This is a genomic window from Azospirillaceae bacterium (assembly GCA_028283825.1).
Taxonomy (GTDB): domain Bacteria; phylum Pseudomonadota; class Alphaproteobacteria; order Azospirillales; family Azospirillaceae; genus Nitrospirillum.
In genome coordinates, this window is sequence record JAPWJW010000003.1 from 2,536,531 (window position 1) to 2,552,275 (window position 15,745).

The window sequence follows — 15,745 nt, forward strand, 5'->3', positions numbered from 1 at the left end:
AAACCGATTTCATATCCCGGATCCGCCCTTGCCCCTGGACCCCACGGTGCTGCTGCCCCATCTCGACGCGCTGCTGGACGGCGCGGTGATGACGGCCGAGGTGTGCGCGCTGGGGATCGCGGGGGCGTTCACGCTGGGAACGGGGGTGGGGCTGGCGGCGGTGTCGCGACGCTGGCCCGGCCGGCTGGCGCGGCTGTACGTGGACGTGTTTCGCAACGTGCCCTTCATCGTGCAGGTGTTCTTTCTTTATTACGGCCTGCCGGAGGTGGGGGTTTACATCGACGCCTTCCGGACGGGCGCATTGGCGCTGTCGCTGGCGGGGGGCGCCTATGCCTCCGACGTGGTGCGCAGCGGCATCCTGGCCATCGATCCCGGTGTGGTGGAGGCGGCCCGGGTCAGTGGTCTCACGCGCACCGCCACCTTCCGCCTGGTCATCCTGCCCATCGCCCTGCGCACCGCCATCCGGCCCCTGGGTTCCATCTTCGTGAACCTGGTGCTCAGTTCCTCCATCCTGTCGATGATCACCCTGGATGAACTGACGGGCATGGCCAAGGGGGTGGCCGCTGAAACCTATCGCCCGTTCGAGGTCTACGGCTTCCTGCTGGTGGCCTACGCCGTGCTGACCTATGCCGTTTCCCTGGGTATCACCGCGCTGCACTGGCGGTTGAACCGCCACCTGCCCCAGGGAGGGCGGGCGTGATGCGGCACGGTGGCTTCAGTTGGCATGATGTGGTGCTGGTGGGGCAGGGGCTGGGCGTCAGTCTGGCGCTGTTCCTGGGCACTTTCGCCGTGGGTTTGGTCCTGGGCTCGGCGGCGGCGGCCGCGCGGCACTTCCGCGTGCCCGTGGTGGGGGCGTTCCTGCATGCGCTGCTGGAGCTGCTGCGCAATTCGCCCGTGCTGGTCCAGCTGTTTCTGGTGTTTTTCGGCGTGCCGGCGCTGATCCACATGGCGCTGACCCCGGTCGTGGCGGCCGGCCTGACCCTGTCGGCCAACACGGCGGCCTTCGTCTATTTCATCGCCCTGGCCGGCCTGGACGCGGTGGCGGGCGACCAGGTGGAAGCGGCACGGGTCAGCGGCCTCAACCGCCGGCAGATCCTGCGCCATGTGCTGCTGCCGCAGGCGGCGGCCTTCGCCGTGGGCCCGCTGGTGGGGCTGGCGGTCAACCAGTTGCAGGTGACCTCGCTGGTGTCCGTCATCGGCGTGGTGGATCTGACCAAGGCCGGCGACATCCTGAACCTGCGCACGCTTCGCCCCTTCGTGGTGTGGACCCTGGTGGGCGCGCTTTATTTCGCGGCGGCCAAGGCGGTGGCGCTGCTGGGTCATTACTGGGAAGGGCGGCTGCGGCGGCATGCCGCCCCGCTGGGACTATGAAGGTGGGGCGATGATCCGTGTCGAGGGGGTGGTCAAGCGCTTCGGTGGCCAGACGGTGCTGGATGGCGTCAGCCTGGTGGTGGCCCCGGGCGAGGTGGTGACCATCCTGGGCTCCAGCGGGTCGGGCAAAAGCACCCTGATCCGCTGCATCAACGGGCTGGAGGCTTTGGACGGCGGCCGCATCACGGTGGATGGCCTGGACGTGGCGGCGCCGCGCCAACTGGCCCAGGCGCGGCGCCTGTCGGCCACGGTGTTCCAGCTGTTCAACCTCTACCCCCACATGACCGCGCTGAAGAACGTTACCCTGGCGCCGGAGGTGGTGCTGAAGCGTCCGCGCGCCGAGGCGGAGGCCCAGGGGCGGGACCTGCTGGCCAGCGTGGGCCTGGCCGACAAGGCGGACGCCTATCCCGCCCAGCTGTCGGGCGGCCAGCGCCAGCGGGTGGGCATCTGCCGGGCGCTGGCCATGAACCCGCGCTACCTGCTGCTGGATGAGGTGACCAGCGCGCTGGACCCGGAGATGACGGCGGAGGTGCTGGTCATCCTGGCGCGCCTTGCGGTCCAGGGCACCACCATGGTGTTCGTGACGCACGAGGTGGAATTCGCCCGCAACATTTCCACCCGCATCGTGTTCCTGGACCAGGGCCGGCTGGTCGTGGACCTGCCCACCGCCGATTTCTTCGCCGAGGCCGGGGGGCTTGCCCATCCCCGGGTGCGGCAGTTCCTGTCCAAAATGACGCCTGTTGGGGGACCGTCGTGATCCTGATCGCCAATTCCGAGGCCTGGCCCGGCTTCCAGACCACCATAGACCAGTTACGGGCGGGGGAACGGGGGCCGGCGCCCCTGGTGGCCGGCATCGCGCATGTGGAGCGTGAGGCCAGCGTGCGCAGCGTGGGCTACGGCGGCTGGCCCAACATGCTGGGGGAGATGGAGTTCGACGCCGGCGTCATGGACGGCACCACCCGCCAGGTGGGGGCCGTGGGCGCGCTGCGCGACGTGGTGTCGGCCAGTGCGGTGGCGCTGGAGGTGATGCGCCGCCTGCCGCACATCCTGCTGACCGGCGACGGCGCCCGCCGCTTCGCCCTGGAATGCGGCTTCCAGGTGGAGCCCACCCTGCTGGACGAGTCGCGCCGGGTGTGGTGGGAACGGCTGGAAAAGGAACTGTCGCCGGCCGACCTGGCGGCCTTCCCCAACATCCCCCTGGCGCCGCTCAGCCGCACCATCACCGATCCCGAACGGGTGCGCGACACCACCGTGTTCCTGGGCCGCGACATGGGCGGCGGGCTGCATGCCGCCACCAGCACGTCGGGCTGGGCGTGGAAGTACCCCGGCCGCCTGGGCGATTCGCCCATCGCCGGCGCCGGTTTCTACGCCGATAGCCGCTTTGGCGCCGCCGCCTGCACCCACACCGGTGAGATGACGGTGCGCTGCGGCACCGCGCGGTCCATCGTGCTAGCCCTGCAACTGGGCCGGACGCTGCGCGAGGCGGTGGACATGGCGGTGGCCGACCTGGCCCAACTGGACGAAGGTTTCCTGGCCGGCGTGGTCATCCATGCCTTGGATGCCCACGGCAACCATGAGGTCGTCAGCTTCCGCTGCGGCCCCGCCATCCGGTATTGGTACTGGGACCCGTCGCTGCCCGCGGCGGAGGAACGCACCGCCCGCGTCGCCTGATGATCCGGAGATCCTCCATGCTGCGTAAGCTGTTGTCCTGCCTGGCCGTCCTGCTGATCGTCACGCCCGCCTGGGCCGGCAAGCTGGAGGATATCCGCCAGCGCGGCGTGCTGCGGGTGGGCGTATCGCTGGGCGGGGAGCCCATCGGCTTCCGGGATGAGCGCAACGCGCCCGCCGGCTACGACGTCGATGTGGCCAAGCGCCTGGCGGACAAGCTGGGCGTGTCGGTGGAATATACCGACGTGTCCGGCGACGCGCGGGTCAGCATGCTGGTGTCGGGCCAGATCGACGTGGCGGTGGCCAACCTGACGGCCACGCCGGAACGGGCGCGCGCGATATCCTTCACCATCCCCTACAACCGCGTGGGCCTGCGCGTCATCGTGCAGAAAAGTGCCGGCATCAACCAACTGTCGGACCTGGTGGGCCGGAAAGTGGTGGTGGGCCGGGGCACCACGGGCGACGCCTTCCTGCGCCAGGCGGTGCCGGGGGCGAAGCTGGTCTATACCGACACCTTCGCGCCCGACGGCGTGCTGCTGCTGACCCAGCGGCGGGTGGATGCTGGCATTGAGGATTCGTCCATGATGGATTACCTGGCCAGCACCACGCCCAGCCTGAAGACCCTGCCGGATCTCTATTCCAACGCCCCCATCGCCATCGGCCTGGCCCAGGGCGATCCGGATTTCCTGCGCTGGCTCAACGGCTTCGTCACCGACTACATCAAGTCCGGCGCCTATGAGGCCAACTACCGCAAATGGTGGGGCAAGGACGCCGCCGTGCCGATGCTCAACCCGTAAGCCGCGGGTGGAAGCGGGTGGGCAGGGTCAGCGGCCAGGGGCCCGTGGCACGGCCCGTCAGCACGGCGATGACCGCATCGACATAAGCCTGCTTGTCATAGCCGATGGAGGAGATGGGGTAGGCGTCGAAATCCGTCAGCGACAGATTGTCGAAGCCGTACAGTCGCGTGGCCGTTGGACGTCCGTCCGGAAACTCCGCCCGCAGGCGGTCCAGCACGCCCATAGCCATGGCGTCTGAGGTGCAGAACACCGCGTTCGGCCGGGCACCGGCGGCCAGCGTGGCGCCGGCCTGCCGCCCGCTGGCGTAGGAATAATCGCCCTGCAGCGTGGTGGTCAGCCGGATGCCGTGGGCGGTCAGCGCCGCGTGGTAAAGGCGGATGCGTGCTTGCTCAAGGGCGGAGGTCGGGCGGCCGGTCACCAGGGCGGCCGAGCGCACGCCCCGGGATGCCGCATGGGCCACCGCCTCGCGGATGCCCACGCCCTCGTCCGGGATGACGGCGGGGGAGGATTGGTCGTGCCGGCCGTTCAGCATCAGCACCTGGTCGCTGCGGAACAGCGTGCGGGCGGTGGCGGCGTCGGCGAAGTCGGAAAAGACGATGGCCGCGTCCACATGATAGGCCACACCGGTGCGCAGGAAGGATTCCACCCGGTCGCTGGACCCGACGCGGATGAAGATCACCTGCTTGCCCGTGGCCTGCACGGCGGCCAGCAGGGGGTCGAACAGGTCCAGGTCGCTCAAATCATGGATATGGTTGACGACGACAGCCACCAAGTTGACGCTTTTGGTGGTCAAGCTGCGGGCCAGTAGGTTAGGACGGAATCCCAGTTCTCGTGCGGCTTGCAGCACGCGTGCCTTTTTCTCGGCCGACACCGGGCGCTGTTCATCCGACAGGGCCCGTGACGCCACCGCCCGCGACACGCCGGCCCGCTCGGCCACGTCGCTGATGGTGGGGTTGGCCGGCAGGGGTAAACCCGTGCGGTCGCTGGTATCCTCTTTCACGTTAGGCTCGTCCAATCCAGGCATATCCCCCACCCCCTGATCGCCTTTAAATCGCCGCGCCCACCGATTCTGGTTCAGTCCCATCAAAACCAGGCTTCGCCACGAAAGAAGATTTCAATCTTGATATACTGTTTCGATATCGGCGGGTCATTCATTTCCCTGGGGGTAGCCAGTACAGATGTCGCCTCGACAGGCCGCGTGGATGTGGTGGGGCGTGTGCCCACGCCGGCGCGCGACCATGCCGATTTCGTCGCGGCCCTGGCCGATTTGATCGCCCAGGCACCGGGTCCCGCCGGTGCGCCGGTGGCCCTGGCGCTGGCCGGCAGCGTCGACCCCGCCACCGGCATCGCCAGCTGCGCCAACATCCCCTGCCTGACGGGCCGCCCCCTGGTGGCCGACCTGGCCGCGGCCCTGCGCCGCCCGGTGGTGGTGGCCAACGATGCCGCCTGCTTCGTGCTGGCGGAGGCGACGGTGGGCGTGGCGCGCGGCCAGGACGTGGTGTTCGGCATCATCCTCGGTACCGGCGTGGGCGGCGGCCTGGTGGTGGACGGGCGGCTGGTGCGCGGTGCCGGCGGCGTCATCGGCGAATGGGGCCATGGCGCGGTGCTGAAGCAGATCGCCGGCGATCCCCCCGTCACCTTGGCGCGCCTGCCCTGTGGCTGCGGTCGCGCGGGCTGTGTCGATACGGTGGGCGGCGCCCGTGGCCTGGAACGGCTGCACCAGGCGCTGCACGGCGTCCAGCTGGACAGCCACGCCCTGCTGAACGCCTGGGGTGACGGCGAGACAGCGGCGGTGTGCACCATCCAGATCTACCTGGACCTGGTGGCCGATCCGCTGGCGGTAGTGGTGAATGCCATCGGCCCGGGCTTGGTGCCGGTGGGCGGCGGGTTGTCGTCCAATCCCGCCCTGATCGCCGCATTGGACCGGACGGTGCGCGACCGCATCCTGCGGCCCACGACCGGGCCGCTACTGGTGCCCACGGTGCTGGGCGGCCGTGCCGGCCTGCTGGGGGCGGCCATCCTGGGACAGGCCTGGTTGAATGCTAACGGTGGGGAAGGGGGGACGCGGGCATGAGCCGGGGGGATCTGCATCGCATGAAGCTTGAGGTGTGCGTGGACAGTCCGGCGGGCGTGGCCGCCGCCATCAAGGGCGGTGCTGACCGGCTGGAGCTGTGCTCCGCCCTGGCGCTGGGTGGCCTGACGCCGTCGCGCGGCCTGATGGCGCTGGCGGCATCCTGCCCCCGGCCGTCCTACGCCATGATCCGGCCGCGCGCCGGCGACTTCGTCTATGGCCGGTCCGACCTGGACGTCATGGGCGACGATATCGACACCGTGCGGGCGCTGGGCCTGTCCGGCGTGGTGCTGGGCGCCAGCCTGCCCAATGGCGAACTGGACGTGGCCGCCCTGTCCATCCTGGTGGACCGAGCCGACGGCCTGGGCAAAACCCTGCACCGCGCCATCGACCTGACCCCCGACCCGATCGAGGCGCTGGAGGCGGCGATCGAGCTGGGCTTCGAACGGGTGCTGACCTCCGGCGGCGCCCGCACGGCGGTGGAGGGGATGGAGACCATCGCCGACCTGGTGGACCAGGCCCAGGGCCGCATCAGCATCATGGCCGGCAGCGGCGTGAACGCCGACAACGCCGTTGACCTGATCCAGCGCACCGGCGTGACGGAGGTCCACGCCTCCTGCGGCATGGCGCCGGCGGTGGTGGATGAACAGCTGGTGCATTTCGGCTTCGTCCAGCGCGGCGCGCGCGAGACGGACGCGGCCACCGTCATGTGGCTGGCCGCGGCGATCCGGGACATCTACTGAGGCGGATCACTGATTCGGAATGTCGTCCCGCATCACGGCTTCATGGTCCCGTGCACCATGAAGGACATGCAGGATCTCGACCGTCCCGGATGTCTGGACCCGGTAATAGATGACGTAGTTCTTGTGCGGAAACCGAAGAAGACCGGCGGCGATATGGTCACATCGCTTGCCGCTCGCCGGAAACTGCGCCCGTCGTCGGCACGCCGCTTCCAATCCCTCGACAAAGGCCAAGGCCCGGTCGGGATTGTCATCTGAAATGAAGTCGGCGATGTCATCGAAATCGCGGCGAGCGAAGGGATGAAAGATCACTGGCCGCATGCGCTTCAGCGGCTCTGCGCCTTTTTCTTTGCCAAGATGCGCGCCTTCGCCTCGGCGAAGACTACATCTGCCGGAATACCAGGCAGGCCATCATTCATCCGGGCGTGCACCAACGCTTGAAGGTGTGCGTCCTCTTCCTCCTCCGTCGCGTCAATCACCCTTACCTCCACCCGGCGGTTGCCGGCGAAGGGCGCGAGTTCGTCTGACAGTTTGTCGACGGTGGTACGGATGACGGTTCCAGCCATGCCTATAGTTTACGCCGCAGGCGGCCGTCGCACCAGTGGCAAGCCTCACTTCCAGATCGGCTTGCCACTGCCCGGCAGGCCGTAGCTGGCCCATTTGCGGGTGACCTCGTCCACCACCGACTGGTCCATGGCGATCTTCTCGCCCCATTCGCGGTGGGTTTCGGGCGGTAGCTTGTTGGTGGCGTCCAGGCCGACCTTGCCGCCTAATCCTGACTCGGGGCTGGCGAAGTCCAGGTAATCGATGGGCGTGCCCTCGATGACGGTGATGTCGCGTGCCGGGTCCATGCGGGTGGACACGGCCCACATCACGTCCTTCCAGTCCCGCGCGTTGATGTCGTCGTCCACGACGATCACCCACTTGGTGTACATGAACTGCCGCAGGAAGGACCATACGCCCATCATCACGCGCTTGGCGTGGCCGGGGTAGGCCTTGCGCATCGACACCACGGCGATGCGGTAGGAACAGCCCTCCGGCGGCAGCCAGAAATCGATGATCTCCGGGAACTGCTGGCGCAGCAGGGGGATGAACACCTCATTCAGCGATTCGCCCAGCACCGACGGTTCATCCGGCGGGCGGCCGGTGAAGGTGGACAGATAGATGGGGTCGCGGCGCATGGTGATGGCCGTGACCTGGAAGACGGGGAAACGCTCCACGGAGTTGTAATAGCCGGTGTGGTCGCCGTAGGGCCCCTCGTCCGCGTATTCGTCCAGCGAGACGTAGCCCTCCAGGATGATCTCGGCATGGGCCGGCACCTTCAGCGGCACGGTCTTGCAGTCGACCAGGTCCACCTTCTTGCCGCGCAGCAATCCGGCGAACTGGTATTCCGACAGCGTCTCCGGCACCGGGGTCACCGCCGCCAGGATGGTGCCGGGGTCCGCACCCAAGACCACGGCGGCGGGCAGGGGCTCGCGCTTGCCGGCCTCTTTCCAGCGGTGGTGGTGCTGTGCCCCGCCGCGGTGCTTCAGCCAGCGCATGATGGTGCGGTCGCGGCCCAGCACCTGCATGCGGTAGATGCCCAGGTTGAAGCTGTCCTCCGCCAGGCCGTCCTTGTCGTTGGCGGTGGGGCCCTGCGTCACCACCAGCGGCCAGGTGATCAGCGGCGCCGGTTCCCCCGGCCAGCAGCTCTGGATGGGCAGGCGGCCCAGATCCACCTGGTCGCCGGTCAGCACCACCTCCTGGCAGGGCGCCGTTCCCACCGTGCGCGGGCGCATGGACAGCACCGTCTTCATCAGCGGCAGCATTTCCCAGGCGTCGCGCAGGCCCTTGGGCGGCTCCGGCTGCTTCAGGAAGGCCAGGGTCTCCCCCACCTCGCGCAGTTGATCCGGTTCGCGGTCCATGCCCCAGGCCACGCGCTCCACCGTGCCGAACAAATTGACCAGCACCGGCATCTCCGACCGGGTACCGTCCGCCTTGGTCACGTTCTCGAAGATCACGGCCGGTCCGCCCTCGGCCAGCAGGCGGGTCTGGATCTCGGTCAGTTCCAGGACGCTGGAGACGGGGGTCTTGACCCGCACCAGGCGGCCGGCCTGTTCCAGCCGGTCGATGAAGTCGCGAAGGGAGGCGTAGGGCATGGGGGTTCGTCCGAAACGGTCAGGCGCCAAGTTCTTGTTCAGCGAGCAGATTCCGCTTCAAGGCGATTCCGCCTTTCCGCGATCTGCTCTAAAAGGAGCGGATACGGGCCTATCAGGTCAAGGGGCTGGCTCAACCCGCCACACCACGGTGTCGCGATGGGTGTGGTCTTCCAGTTCCAGGGTGGTGGGCACGCGGTACGTGGCCAGCGCCGTCAAGCCGGCCTTGGGCAGGTAGGTGCGGCCGGGATCGCCCATCAGCACCAGGATGCCCTGGCCCGCCAGGGCGCGCAGCCAGGCGATGACCCGTTCCGCCATGGGGCGCTCGTAACAGACGTCGCCCACCAGCACGACGTCGATGTCCGGCAACGCCTGGCCGACGATGTCGCGTTCCTCCGCGGTTACCGTCACGCCGTTCAGGGCGGCGTTCAGACCGATGGCGGCGATGGCGTAGGCGTCGATCTCCACGGCGGAGACCTGGACGGCGCCGGCCTTGGCGGCGGCGATGGCGATCAGGCCCCCGCCGGCGGCGAAGTCCAGCACGCGGCGGCCCCGCACCAGCCCGGGATGGTCCAGCACGTGACGGGCCACCGCCTGGCCGCCGGCCCAGGGGAAGGCCCAGAAGGGTGGGGGCAGGTCCTTGGCCGCCAGCGTGTCCTCCGTCGCCTGCCACAGCGGCGTGATCTCGGTGGCGGTCAGCAGGGTCAGTTCCGGCACCAGGGCCGGGGCTTCGGGGGCGGTGTTGGCGCGGATGAAGGTGGCGCGATCCTGGGGCGGGGGCCTCACCGGGCCACTGCCATGCCCAGGATGATGAAGGCCAGCAGCACCCAGCCGGCGATGCGGGCGGCGCGGAAGGCCGCCAGGCTGTCCGCCGGATCCTCCGGCCGCCACATCCAGGCCTGGCGCATCAGCATCGCCCCGGCGATCAGTACGCCCAGATAGGCCAAGGTGTGGATGCCGGTCGGCAGCAGGGCCAACAGCCACAGCACAGTGGCGCCGATGTAGAAGCCCAGGATCCAGCGTTTGGAGGCCGCACCCAGCCGCAGGGCGGTGGACTTCACCCCCACCTTCACGTCGTCCTCACGGTCCTGGTGGGCGTAGATGGTGTCGTAGCCCAGGGTCCACAGGATGCCGCCGATATACAGCAGCACCGGCGGCCAGCCGAGTGTGCCCTTGACCGCCACCCAGCCCAGCAGCGCCCCCCAGTTGAAGGTCAGGCCCAGGAAGGCCTGGGGCCACCAGGTGACGCGTTTCATCAGCGGATATGCCGCCACCAGCACCAGGGACGCCGCCCCCATGATGATGGTTGCGCCGTTCATCTGCACCAGCACGCCCAGGCCCACCAGGCATTGGGCGACCAGGAAGGCGATGGCCTGGGGCACGCTGACGGCACCGCTGGGGATGGGGCGCACACGGGTGCGTTCCACCAGCGCGTCGTACTTGCGGTCCAGGATGTCGTTGATGGTGCAGCCGGCGCCGCGCATGACCACGGACCCGATGCCGAACAGCACCATCAGCCACAGGTTCGGCAGGTGTCCGGGCTCCGCCGCCAGGGCGATGGACCACCAGCCGGGCAGCAGCAGCAGCCAGGTGCCGATGGGCCGGTCCAGCCGCGCCAGCCGGGCATAGGGCCGGGCGGGGGGCGGCAGGTGGCGGTCGATCCAGTCGCCCCGGCGGATGTCGGTATGGCCGGCGGCGGTTTCGCTGTGCATGGGTGCCTCGGGTGGCGGGCGGCGGGGGCGCGCCCCTGGTGGCTGGGACCTTAACGGGAAGCGGGCTGGCGGTCACGCGCCGCCGCATGGGGGCGGCGGACAAGCCGCAGGTCGGGCAGCGGCCGGAAAATGCTGGGCAAAACCCAGGAATGTTAAATGGGTACAATGGACAAAGGCACAAATGTTCCGCATCTAGACCTTTCCCGTTCCCCTTATCCGTTTCATGAACGACCCATGGCCGATCGTCCCCGTACACGTTTGCACCTTGACGCTTCGCTGGCCGCCGGCCTGTCGGCGCCGCTGTCGGGCGATCAGGCGCATTACCTGCGCGGCGTGTTGCGCCAGGCGTCGGGCGACCGGGTGCTGGTCTTCAATCGCGACGGCGGCGAATGGCTGGCGGAGATCGCCACCCTGTCCAAGTCCGGCGGCACCCTGACCCTGCTGGAACAGACCCGCCCGCCGGAAGGCGACGGGCCCGACGCCTGGCTGCTGTTCGCGCCGCTGAAGGGCGGGCGCACCGAATATGTGGTGGAAAAGGCGACGGAGCTGGGTGTGGCGCGGCTGGTGCCGGTGCTGACCCGCCGGGGTGATGTGCCCCGCGTCAATCTGGACCGGCTGTGCGCCAATGCGGTGGAGGCGGCGGAGCAGTGTGAGCGCCTGTCCGTGCCCGAGGTCGCCCCGCTGGCCGATCTGGCGACGATCCTGGCGGATTGGCCCACCAACCCCCGGACCCGCGACCGGACGTTGTTCGTGGCGGCGGAGGCGGGCGCCGCCCAGCCCCTGGCCGCGGCTGTGACGGCGGCTACTGCGACCGGGCGCCCGGTGGCGTTCCTGGTGGGTCCGGAGGGGGGCTTCCATTCCGGTGAGCTTGACCAGCTTGCCAAAACACCCTTTGTTGTTCCGGTCGGACTGGGTCCCCGCATCCTGCGGGCGGACACGGCCGCCTTCGCCGTGCTTGCCGTCTGGCAGGCGCTGGCGGGCGACTGGACCGCGGCGCCGGGTCAGGATGCCCGTCCGCCGTTTCGCTGAGTGCCTGTTTCCAATCCGCCCGCCCGCTCCGTCACGAATTGCCAAGCCTTGTGAAGAAGGACCGACCTGATGTCTGCGCCGCCTAATAGCCAGGGTGCCCCCATCACCGACCGCCGGCAGCTGGTCGAGTAACCTGGAGCAGGGCAACAAGCCGGCCGACGCGTGGCGCATCGGCACGGAACACGAGAAGTTCGCCTTCCGCCTGGGCGACAACCGCCCGCTGCCCTATGAGGGGGAGCAGGGCATCGGCCGCATCCTGAACGAGATGGCGTCCCGCTTCGACTGGACCCCGGTGAAGGAGGGCGAGAACGTCATCGCCCTGATCAAGGGCCAGGCCAGCATCACCCTGGAACCCGGCGGCCAGTTCGAACTGTCGGGCGCGCCGCTGTCGACCATCCACCAGACCTGCGGCGAGGTGTCGGAACATCTGGCCCAGGTGCGCGCCATCGGCGCCGACCTCGGCATCGGCATGATCGGCCTGGGCTTCAATCCGAAGTGGAAGCGGGAAGACATCCCCTGGATGCCCAAGGGCCGCTACCGCATCATGCGCGACTACATGCCCAAGAAGGGCACCATGGGCCTGGACATGATGACCCGCACCTCCACCGTGCAGGTCAACCTGGACTACAGCTCCGAAGCCGACATGGTGAAGAAGTTCCGGGTCAGCCTGGCCCTGCAGCCCATCGCCACGGCCCTGTTCGCCAACAGCCCCTTCCGGGAAGGCAAGCCTAACGGCTTCCAGAGCCTGCGCAGTCATGTGTGGACCGACACCGACCCCGACCGCTGCGGTGACCTGCCCTTCGTGTTCGAGGACGGCTTCGGGTTCGAGCGCTACGCCGACCATGCGTTGGACGTGCCCATGTACTTCGCCTACCGCGACGGCACCTACATCGACGCGTCGGGCCAGAGCTTCCGTGACTTCCTGGCGGGCAAGCTGCCGGCCCTGCCGGGACAGCAGCCGCTGATCACCGACTGGGTGGACCATCTGACCACCCTGTTCCCGGAGGTGCGGCTGAAGCGTTTCCTGGAGATGCGCGGCGCCGACGGCGGCCCGTGGGCGCGCCTGTGCGCCCTGCCGGCACTGTGGGTGGGCCTGCTGTACGACACCACTGCGCTCGACGCCGCCTGGGACATGATCAAGGACTGGACGGAGGAAGAGCGGGCGCAGTTGCGCAACAACGTGCCGCGCCTGGGCCTGGATACCCCGTTCCGGGGTGGCACCGTGCTGGACCTGGCGCGGCAAACCGTCGCCATCTCCCGCGCCGGCCTGGACGCCCGCGCCCGCATGGCCGGCATGGGCGACAACGAAAGCCACTTCCTGGATACGCTGCAGGAAATCGTGGACAGCGGCATCTCACCCGCCACGGAACTGCTGAATAAGTTCAACGGCGAATGGGGCGGCGATATCGACCGCGTCTATGCCGAATACGCTTATTGAGATCGCGGGCTGAAGCCCGGCTGAAAATAACGACGCCGCCCGGCTTCCCCCTGGAGCCGGGCGGCGTTTTCGTTTTCAAAGCCCGCAGATACTGGGCGTGATCACGACCCTGGCGGCCGGCCCTGCTGCGGACGGTTCAGGATGTCCTTCGCGTCGGCATGCCCGCCGGTGTTGCAGGAACCACCCAGGCGGCTGCCGGTATTGACGCAATAACGCTGGGCGTTATTGGCCGCCTGCGCCGCGGCGGTGGCATCGGCCGGGTTGTCCGGTTTGGTCTGGCAGCCGGCGGTCATCAGCGCGAGACCGAAGCTTGCCGCGAGAATCAGGTGAGTACGCATGAAGCCCCCATGTTGGACGCAAAAAAGCAACTGTATGATTTATGCGCACTAATGCCGCACCTGCAACCGTCGTTCTGATCGGAAGGGTTGCGTTATTGCAACCGGTTTCCGTCCAGCCCTGCGCGGCAAGCAGGCGTGCCCGAGCACGGGTGCGCTTTGTGGGCGAATGCTCGCAGATCGGTGGGGGGAATGCATGCGGATTTTATCATGCAAGTCTGTCCTGCCGCCGTTTCTGGCGGAAATATACAAGTCTGAAAGAGGGCTGGGGCTGATCAAACGCCCGGGCGGACGTGTCCATAAGCGCGGGCCAGCCAGGCGGCGACTTCCGGGGTCACCTCATCCGCTGTCTTCAGTGGGATGCGCCAGGTGATGCGGTCGGACGGATCGCCGGTCCTGACCGCCACCATCGCCGGGTGCGGATCGGACAGGGGGGCGTGGCCCAGCGCCAGGCCCAGATCGATGCGGCCTTTGCCGGCGGGTTTCGCTTCCGCGAACTTCAGTGCGGCGCTGAAGGAGATCATGGTCGTCAGCACATTGACGCTGACATCGGGGCCCAGTCCCAGGGCCAGGGCCGTCAGCCGGTCGCCCAGGGGACGCAATCCTTCGCGCCCCTGATACAGCCTGTCCAGGCGCTGTTCCGGCCCCAAATTATAGAGGCCGCCTAGGATGTGGGCCGCCAGCACCTGGGCGGTCACCCCGCCCAGGCCGTGCGCCTGCTTCAGCCAGCGGGCGGCGGCCTTGGCGTCCGTCAGCCCCGCCGCCTGGATCAGGGCCGTCCAACCTCCTGCGTCCCTGCCGGTTTTGGCCGGCAGGTTGCGCAGAATGGCGGTCTTCATCTCGTCGGGGCTTTTGCCCATCGCCCGGGAGCCCTCGGCTCAGGCGGCGGCCGTGCCGCCGACGGTCAGCCCGTCGATGCGCAGGGTGGGCTGGCCCACGCCCACCGGCACGCTCTGCCCCTGCTTGCCGCAGACGCCGATGCCCTCATCCAGGCAGCTGTCGTTGCCGATCATGGTGACCTTGGTCAGGGCGTCGGGGCCGTTGCCGATCAGGGTGGCGCCCTTGACCGAGGGGCCGATCTTGCCATCCTCGATCAGATAGGCCTCGGAGGCGGAGAAGACGAACTTGCCGGACACGATGTCCACCTGGCCGCCGCCGAAGTTGACGGCGTACAGCCCGCGCTTGACGGAGGACAGGATCTCCTCCGGCGTGCGGTCGCCCGAGCGCATCATGGTGTTGGTCATGCGCGGCATGGGCACGCTGCTGAAGCCCTGGCGCCGGCCGTTGCCGGTGGGCTTCACCCCCATCAGGCGGGCGTTCATGCGGTCCTGCATGTAGCCGACCAGGATGCCGTCCTCGATCAGGGTGTTGCACTGGCTGGGCGTGCCCTCGTCATCCACGGTGATGGACCCGCGGCGGCCTTCCAGCGTGCCGTCGTCAACCACGGTGACACCGGGGGCGGCCACCCGCTGCCCGATGAGGGAGGAGAAGGCGGAGGTGGACTTGCGGTTGAAGTCGCCCTCCAGCCCATGGCCGATGGCCTCGTGCAGCAGCACGCCGCACCAGCCCGGCCCCAGCACCACCGGCATCTCGCCCGCCGGCGCCGGGATGGCGGCCAGGTTGACCAGGGCCTGGCGCAGGGCCTCGTCCACATGGTGGCGCCAGGTTTCCGGCTGCATGTAACGCTCATACGCCACGCGGCCGCCGGCGCCGTAGCTGCCGGCCTCCATGCGGTCACCCTCGCCCACGACGACGGAGACGTTCAGGCGCACCAGCGGGCGGACGTCGGCCACGCGGTGGCCGTCGGCGCGGATGATCTGTACCGCCTGCCATTCGCCCGACAGGCTGGCGCTGACCTGGCGCACGCGGGGATCGCGGCTGCGGGCATAGGCGTCGATGTCGGCCAGCAGCTTCACCTTGGCCTCGAACGGCACCAGCGACAGTGGGTTGTCGGAGGCGTAGAGGGCGCGGTTGGTGCCCACCGGCGGCTCGGCATAAATGCCGCCGTGGCCGGCCTGCACCGTGCGCACCGTGGCTGCTGCGCGCTTCAGCGCGTCTTCCGACAGGTTGGAGGCGTGGGCGAAGCCGGTGGTCTCGCCGGCGACGGACCGCAGGCCGAAGCCCTGGGTGGTGTCGAACGACGCGCTCTTGAGCTTGCCGTCGTCCCAGAACACGCCTTCGGACTGGGCATATTCCAGGTACAGCTCCCCATCGTCGCCGCCCTTCAGTGCGTCGGCCACGATCGATTCGGTGCGGGTGCGGTCCAATCCGGCCCGGGTGAAAAACAGATCGTCGGTCTGGGCGAGCAGGCTCATGGGTCGGAACTCCGGGTGTCGGGCGGGAAAACGGGGACCGTCATCCCGCGAACAGGCATGCCCATAAGATGGCGCGTCGCCGCCGTTGCCGCCAGGGGTAAAGGCCGCCAGCCCCGCCGGATGCCCGGAAACGG

Annotated in this window: 17 protein-coding genes and 1 pseudogene; 9 read left to right on the forward strand and 9 right to left on the reverse strand. The window is 68.6% G+C overall.

The annotated features are described in order from the left end of the window. Window positions 1-28 precede the first annotated feature (28 nt). Genes PW843_23665 through PW843_23685 form a run of 5 tightly spaced genes read left to right on the forward strand, consistent with a single transcriptional unit; the run spans window position 29 to window position 3,836 of the window. Window positions 29-700 carry an amino acid ABC transporter permease gene (locus tag PW843_23665; GenBank protein ID MDE1149563.1) on the forward strand — a complete coding sequence of 224 codons (672 nt, stop codon included), beginning with the start codon at window positions 29-31 and terminating at the stop codon, window positions 698-700. Continuing rightward, a complete protein-coding gene (locus tag PW843_23670; protein MDE1149564.1) occupies window positions 700-1,371 on the forward strand; it encodes an amino acid ABC transporter permease in 672 nt (223 codons plus the stop codon). The genes PW843_23665 and PW843_23670 overlap by 1 nt, the downstream gene beginning before the upstream one ends. Continuing rightward, window positions 1,349-2,128 carry an amino acid ABC transporter ATP-binding protein gene (locus PW843_23675; GenBank protein MDE1149565.1) on the forward strand — a complete coding sequence of 260 codons (780 nt, stop codon included), beginning with the start codon at window positions 1,349-1,351 and terminating at the stop codon, window positions 2,126-2,128. Before PW843_23670 ends, PW843_23675 begins: the two co-directional genes overlap by 23 nt. Then, window positions 2,125-3,042 (forward strand): isoaspartyl peptidase/L-asparaginase, encoded by a 918-nt coding sequence (locus tag PW843_23680; protein MDE1149566.1) that lies wholly within the window; start codon window positions 2,125-2,127, stop codon window positions 3,040-3,042. Before PW843_23675 ends, PW843_23680 begins: the two co-directional genes overlap by 4 nt. Window positions 3,043-3,059: 17 nt before the next feature. Further along, complete coding sequence (locus tag PW843_23685; protein ID MDE1149567.1) at window positions 3,060-3,836, forward strand: transporter substrate-binding domain-containing protein; 777 nt, start codon at window positions 3,060-3,062, stop codon at window positions 3,834-3,836. On the opposite strand, the gene PW843_23690 is transcribed toward PW843_23685, so the two are convergent. After that, window positions 3,826-4,851 (reverse strand): LacI family DNA-binding transcriptional regulator, encoded by a 1,026-nt coding sequence (locus tag PW843_23690; GenBank protein MDE1149568.1) that lies wholly within the window; start codon window positions 4,849-4,851, stop codon window positions 3,826-3,828. The genes PW843_23685 and PW843_23690 overlap by 11 nt on opposite strands. 105 nt (window positions 4,852-4,956) lie before the next feature. Between PW843_23690 and PW843_23695 the strand changes: the two genes are divergently transcribed. Beyond that, the gene (locus PW843_23695; GenBank protein ID MDE1149569.1) at window positions 4,957-5,910 is read left to right on the forward strand and encodes an ROK family protein; all 954 of its coding nucleotides are present in this window, start codon (window positions 4,957-4,959) and stop codon (window positions 5,908-5,910) included. Beyond that, window positions 5,907-6,650 (forward strand): copper homeostasis protein CutC, encoded by a 744-nt coding sequence (locus PW843_23700; protein MDE1149570.1) that lies wholly within the window; start codon window positions 5,907-5,909, stop codon window positions 6,648-6,650. The genes PW843_23695 and PW843_23700 overlap by 4 nt, the downstream gene beginning before the upstream one ends. A gap of 6 nt (window positions 6,651-6,656) precedes the next feature. Here PW843_23700 and PW843_23705 read toward each other — a convergent pair whose 3' ends face one another. The 5 genes from PW843_23705 to ubiA all read right to left on the reverse strand — a co-directional run bounded on the left by PW843_23705 (window position 6,657) and on the right by ubiA (window position 10,494). Further along, entirely contained in the window at window positions 6,657-6,968 is a 312-nt protein-coding gene (locus tag PW843_23705; GenBank protein MDE1149571.1) for a type II toxin-antitoxin system RelE/ParE family toxin, read from the reverse strand. A 5-nt stretch (window positions 6,969-6,973) separates the two neighbouring features. Further along, on the reverse strand, window positions 6,974-7,213 hold the full coding sequence (locus tag PW843_23710; GenBank protein ID MDE1149572.1) for a hypothetical protein: 240 nt from the start codon (window positions 7,211-7,213) through the stop codon (window positions 6,974-6,976). Between the two features lie 45 nt (window positions 7,214-7,258). Continuing rightward, complete coding sequence (locus PW843_23715; GenBank protein ID MDE1149573.1) at window positions 7,259-8,785, reverse strand: UbiD family decarboxylase; 1,527 nt, start codon at window positions 8,783-8,785, stop codon at window positions 7,259-7,261. Between the two features lie 117 nt (window positions 8,786-8,902). Further along, entirely contained in the window at window positions 8,903-9,568 is a 666-nt protein-coding gene (locus tag PW843_23720) for a 50S ribosomal protein L11 methyltransferase (GenBank protein ID MDE1149574.1), read from the reverse strand. Continuing rightward, window positions 9,565-10,494 (reverse strand): 4-hydroxybenzoate octaprenyltransferase, encoded by a 930-nt coding sequence (gene ubiA, locus PW843_23725; protein MDE1149575.1) that lies wholly within the window; start codon window positions 10,492-10,494, stop codon window positions 9,565-9,567. Before ubiA ends, PW843_23720 begins: the two co-directional genes overlap by 4 nt. Window positions 10,495-10,728: 234 nt before the next feature. Here ubiA and PW843_23730 point away from each other — a divergent pair, with 234 nt between their 5' ends. Then, the gene (locus PW843_23730; GenBank protein ID MDE1149576.1) at window positions 10,729-11,523 is read left to right on the forward strand and encodes a 16S rRNA (uracil(1498)-N(3))-methyltransferase; all 795 of its coding nucleotides are present in this window, start codon (window positions 10,729-10,731) and stop codon (window positions 11,521-11,523) included. 69 nt (window positions 11,524-11,592) lie between these two features. Then, a pseudogene (locus PW843_23735) lies at window positions 11,593-12,961 on the forward strand (glutamate--cysteine ligase). Between the two features lie 101 nt (window positions 12,962-13,062). Here the strand turns inward: PW843_23735 and PW843_23740 are convergent. The 3 genes from PW843_23740 to tldD form a co-directional block, all read right to left on the reverse strand. Further along, the gene (locus PW843_23740; GenBank protein ID MDE1149577.1) at window positions 13,063-13,299 is read right to left on the reverse strand and encodes a hypothetical protein; all 237 of its coding nucleotides are present in this window, start codon (window positions 13,297-13,299) and stop codon (window positions 13,063-13,065) included. A 272-nt stretch (window positions 13,300-13,571) separates the two neighbouring features. Beyond that, window positions 13,572-14,156, reverse strand: a complete 585-nt coding sequence (locus tag PW843_23745; protein ID MDE1149578.1) for a DUF5655 domain-containing protein — start codon at window positions 14,154-14,156, stop codon at window positions 13,572-13,574. A gap of 18 nt (window positions 14,157-14,174) precedes the next feature. After that, entirely contained in the window at window positions 14,175-15,611 is a 1,437-nt protein-coding gene (gene tldD / locus PW843_23750) for a metalloprotease TldD (GenBank protein MDE1149579.1), read from the reverse strand. Window positions 15,612-15,745 lie beyond the last annotated feature (134 nt).

What these genes read in the sequence shown, in the direction of transcription:
- PW843_23670 (MDE1149564.1), top strand. Translation starts at nt 700, where the DNA reads ATGCGGCACGGTGGCTTCAGTTGGCATGATGTGGTGCTGGTGGGGCAG.
- PW843_23675 (MDE1149565.1), top strand. Translation starts at nt 1,349, where the DNA reads ATGCCGCCCCGCTGGGACTATGAAGGTGGGGCGATGATCCGTGTCGAG.
- PW843_23685 (MDE1149567.1), top strand. Translation starts at nt 3,060, where the DNA reads ATGCTGCGTAAGCTGTTGTCCTGCCTGGCCGTCCTGCTGATCGTCACG.
- PW843_23700 (MDE1149570.1), top strand. Translation starts at nt 5,907, where the DNA reads ATGAGCCGGGGGGATCTGCATCGCATGAAGCTTGAGGTGTGCGTGGAC.
- PW843_23705 (MDE1149571.1), bottom strand. Translation starts at nt 6,968, where the DNA reads ATGCGGCCAGTGATCTTTCATCCCTTCGCTCGCCGCGATTTCGATGAC.
- PW843_23710 (MDE1149572.1), bottom strand. Translation starts at nt 7,213, where the DNA reads ATGGCTGGAACCGTCATCCGTACCACCGTCGACAAACTGTCAGACGAA.
- PW843_23715 (MDE1149573.1), bottom strand. Translation starts at nt 8,785, where the DNA reads ATGCCCTACGCCTCCCTTCGCGACTTCATCGACCGGCTGGAACAGGCC.
- ubiA (MDE1149575.1), bottom strand. Translation starts at nt 10,494, where the DNA reads ATGCACAGCGAAACCGCCGCCGGCCATACCGACATCCGCCGGGGCGAC.
- PW843_23730 (MDE1149576.1), top strand. Translation starts at nt 10,729, where the DNA reads ATGGCCGATCGTCCCCGTACACGTTTGCACCTTGACGCTTCGCTGGCC.
- PW843_23740 (MDE1149577.1), bottom strand. Translation starts at nt 13,299, where the DNA reads ATGCGTACTCACCTGATTCTCGCGGCAAGCTTCGGTCTCGCGCTGATG.
- PW843_23745 (MDE1149578.1), bottom strand. Translation starts at nt 14,156, where the DNA reads ATGGGCAAAAGCCCCGACGAGATGAAGACCGCCATTCTGCGCAACCTG.
- tldD (MDE1149579.1), bottom strand. Translation starts at nt 15,611, where the DNA reads ATGAGCCTGCTCGCCCAGACCGACGATCTGTTTTTCACCCGGGCCGGA.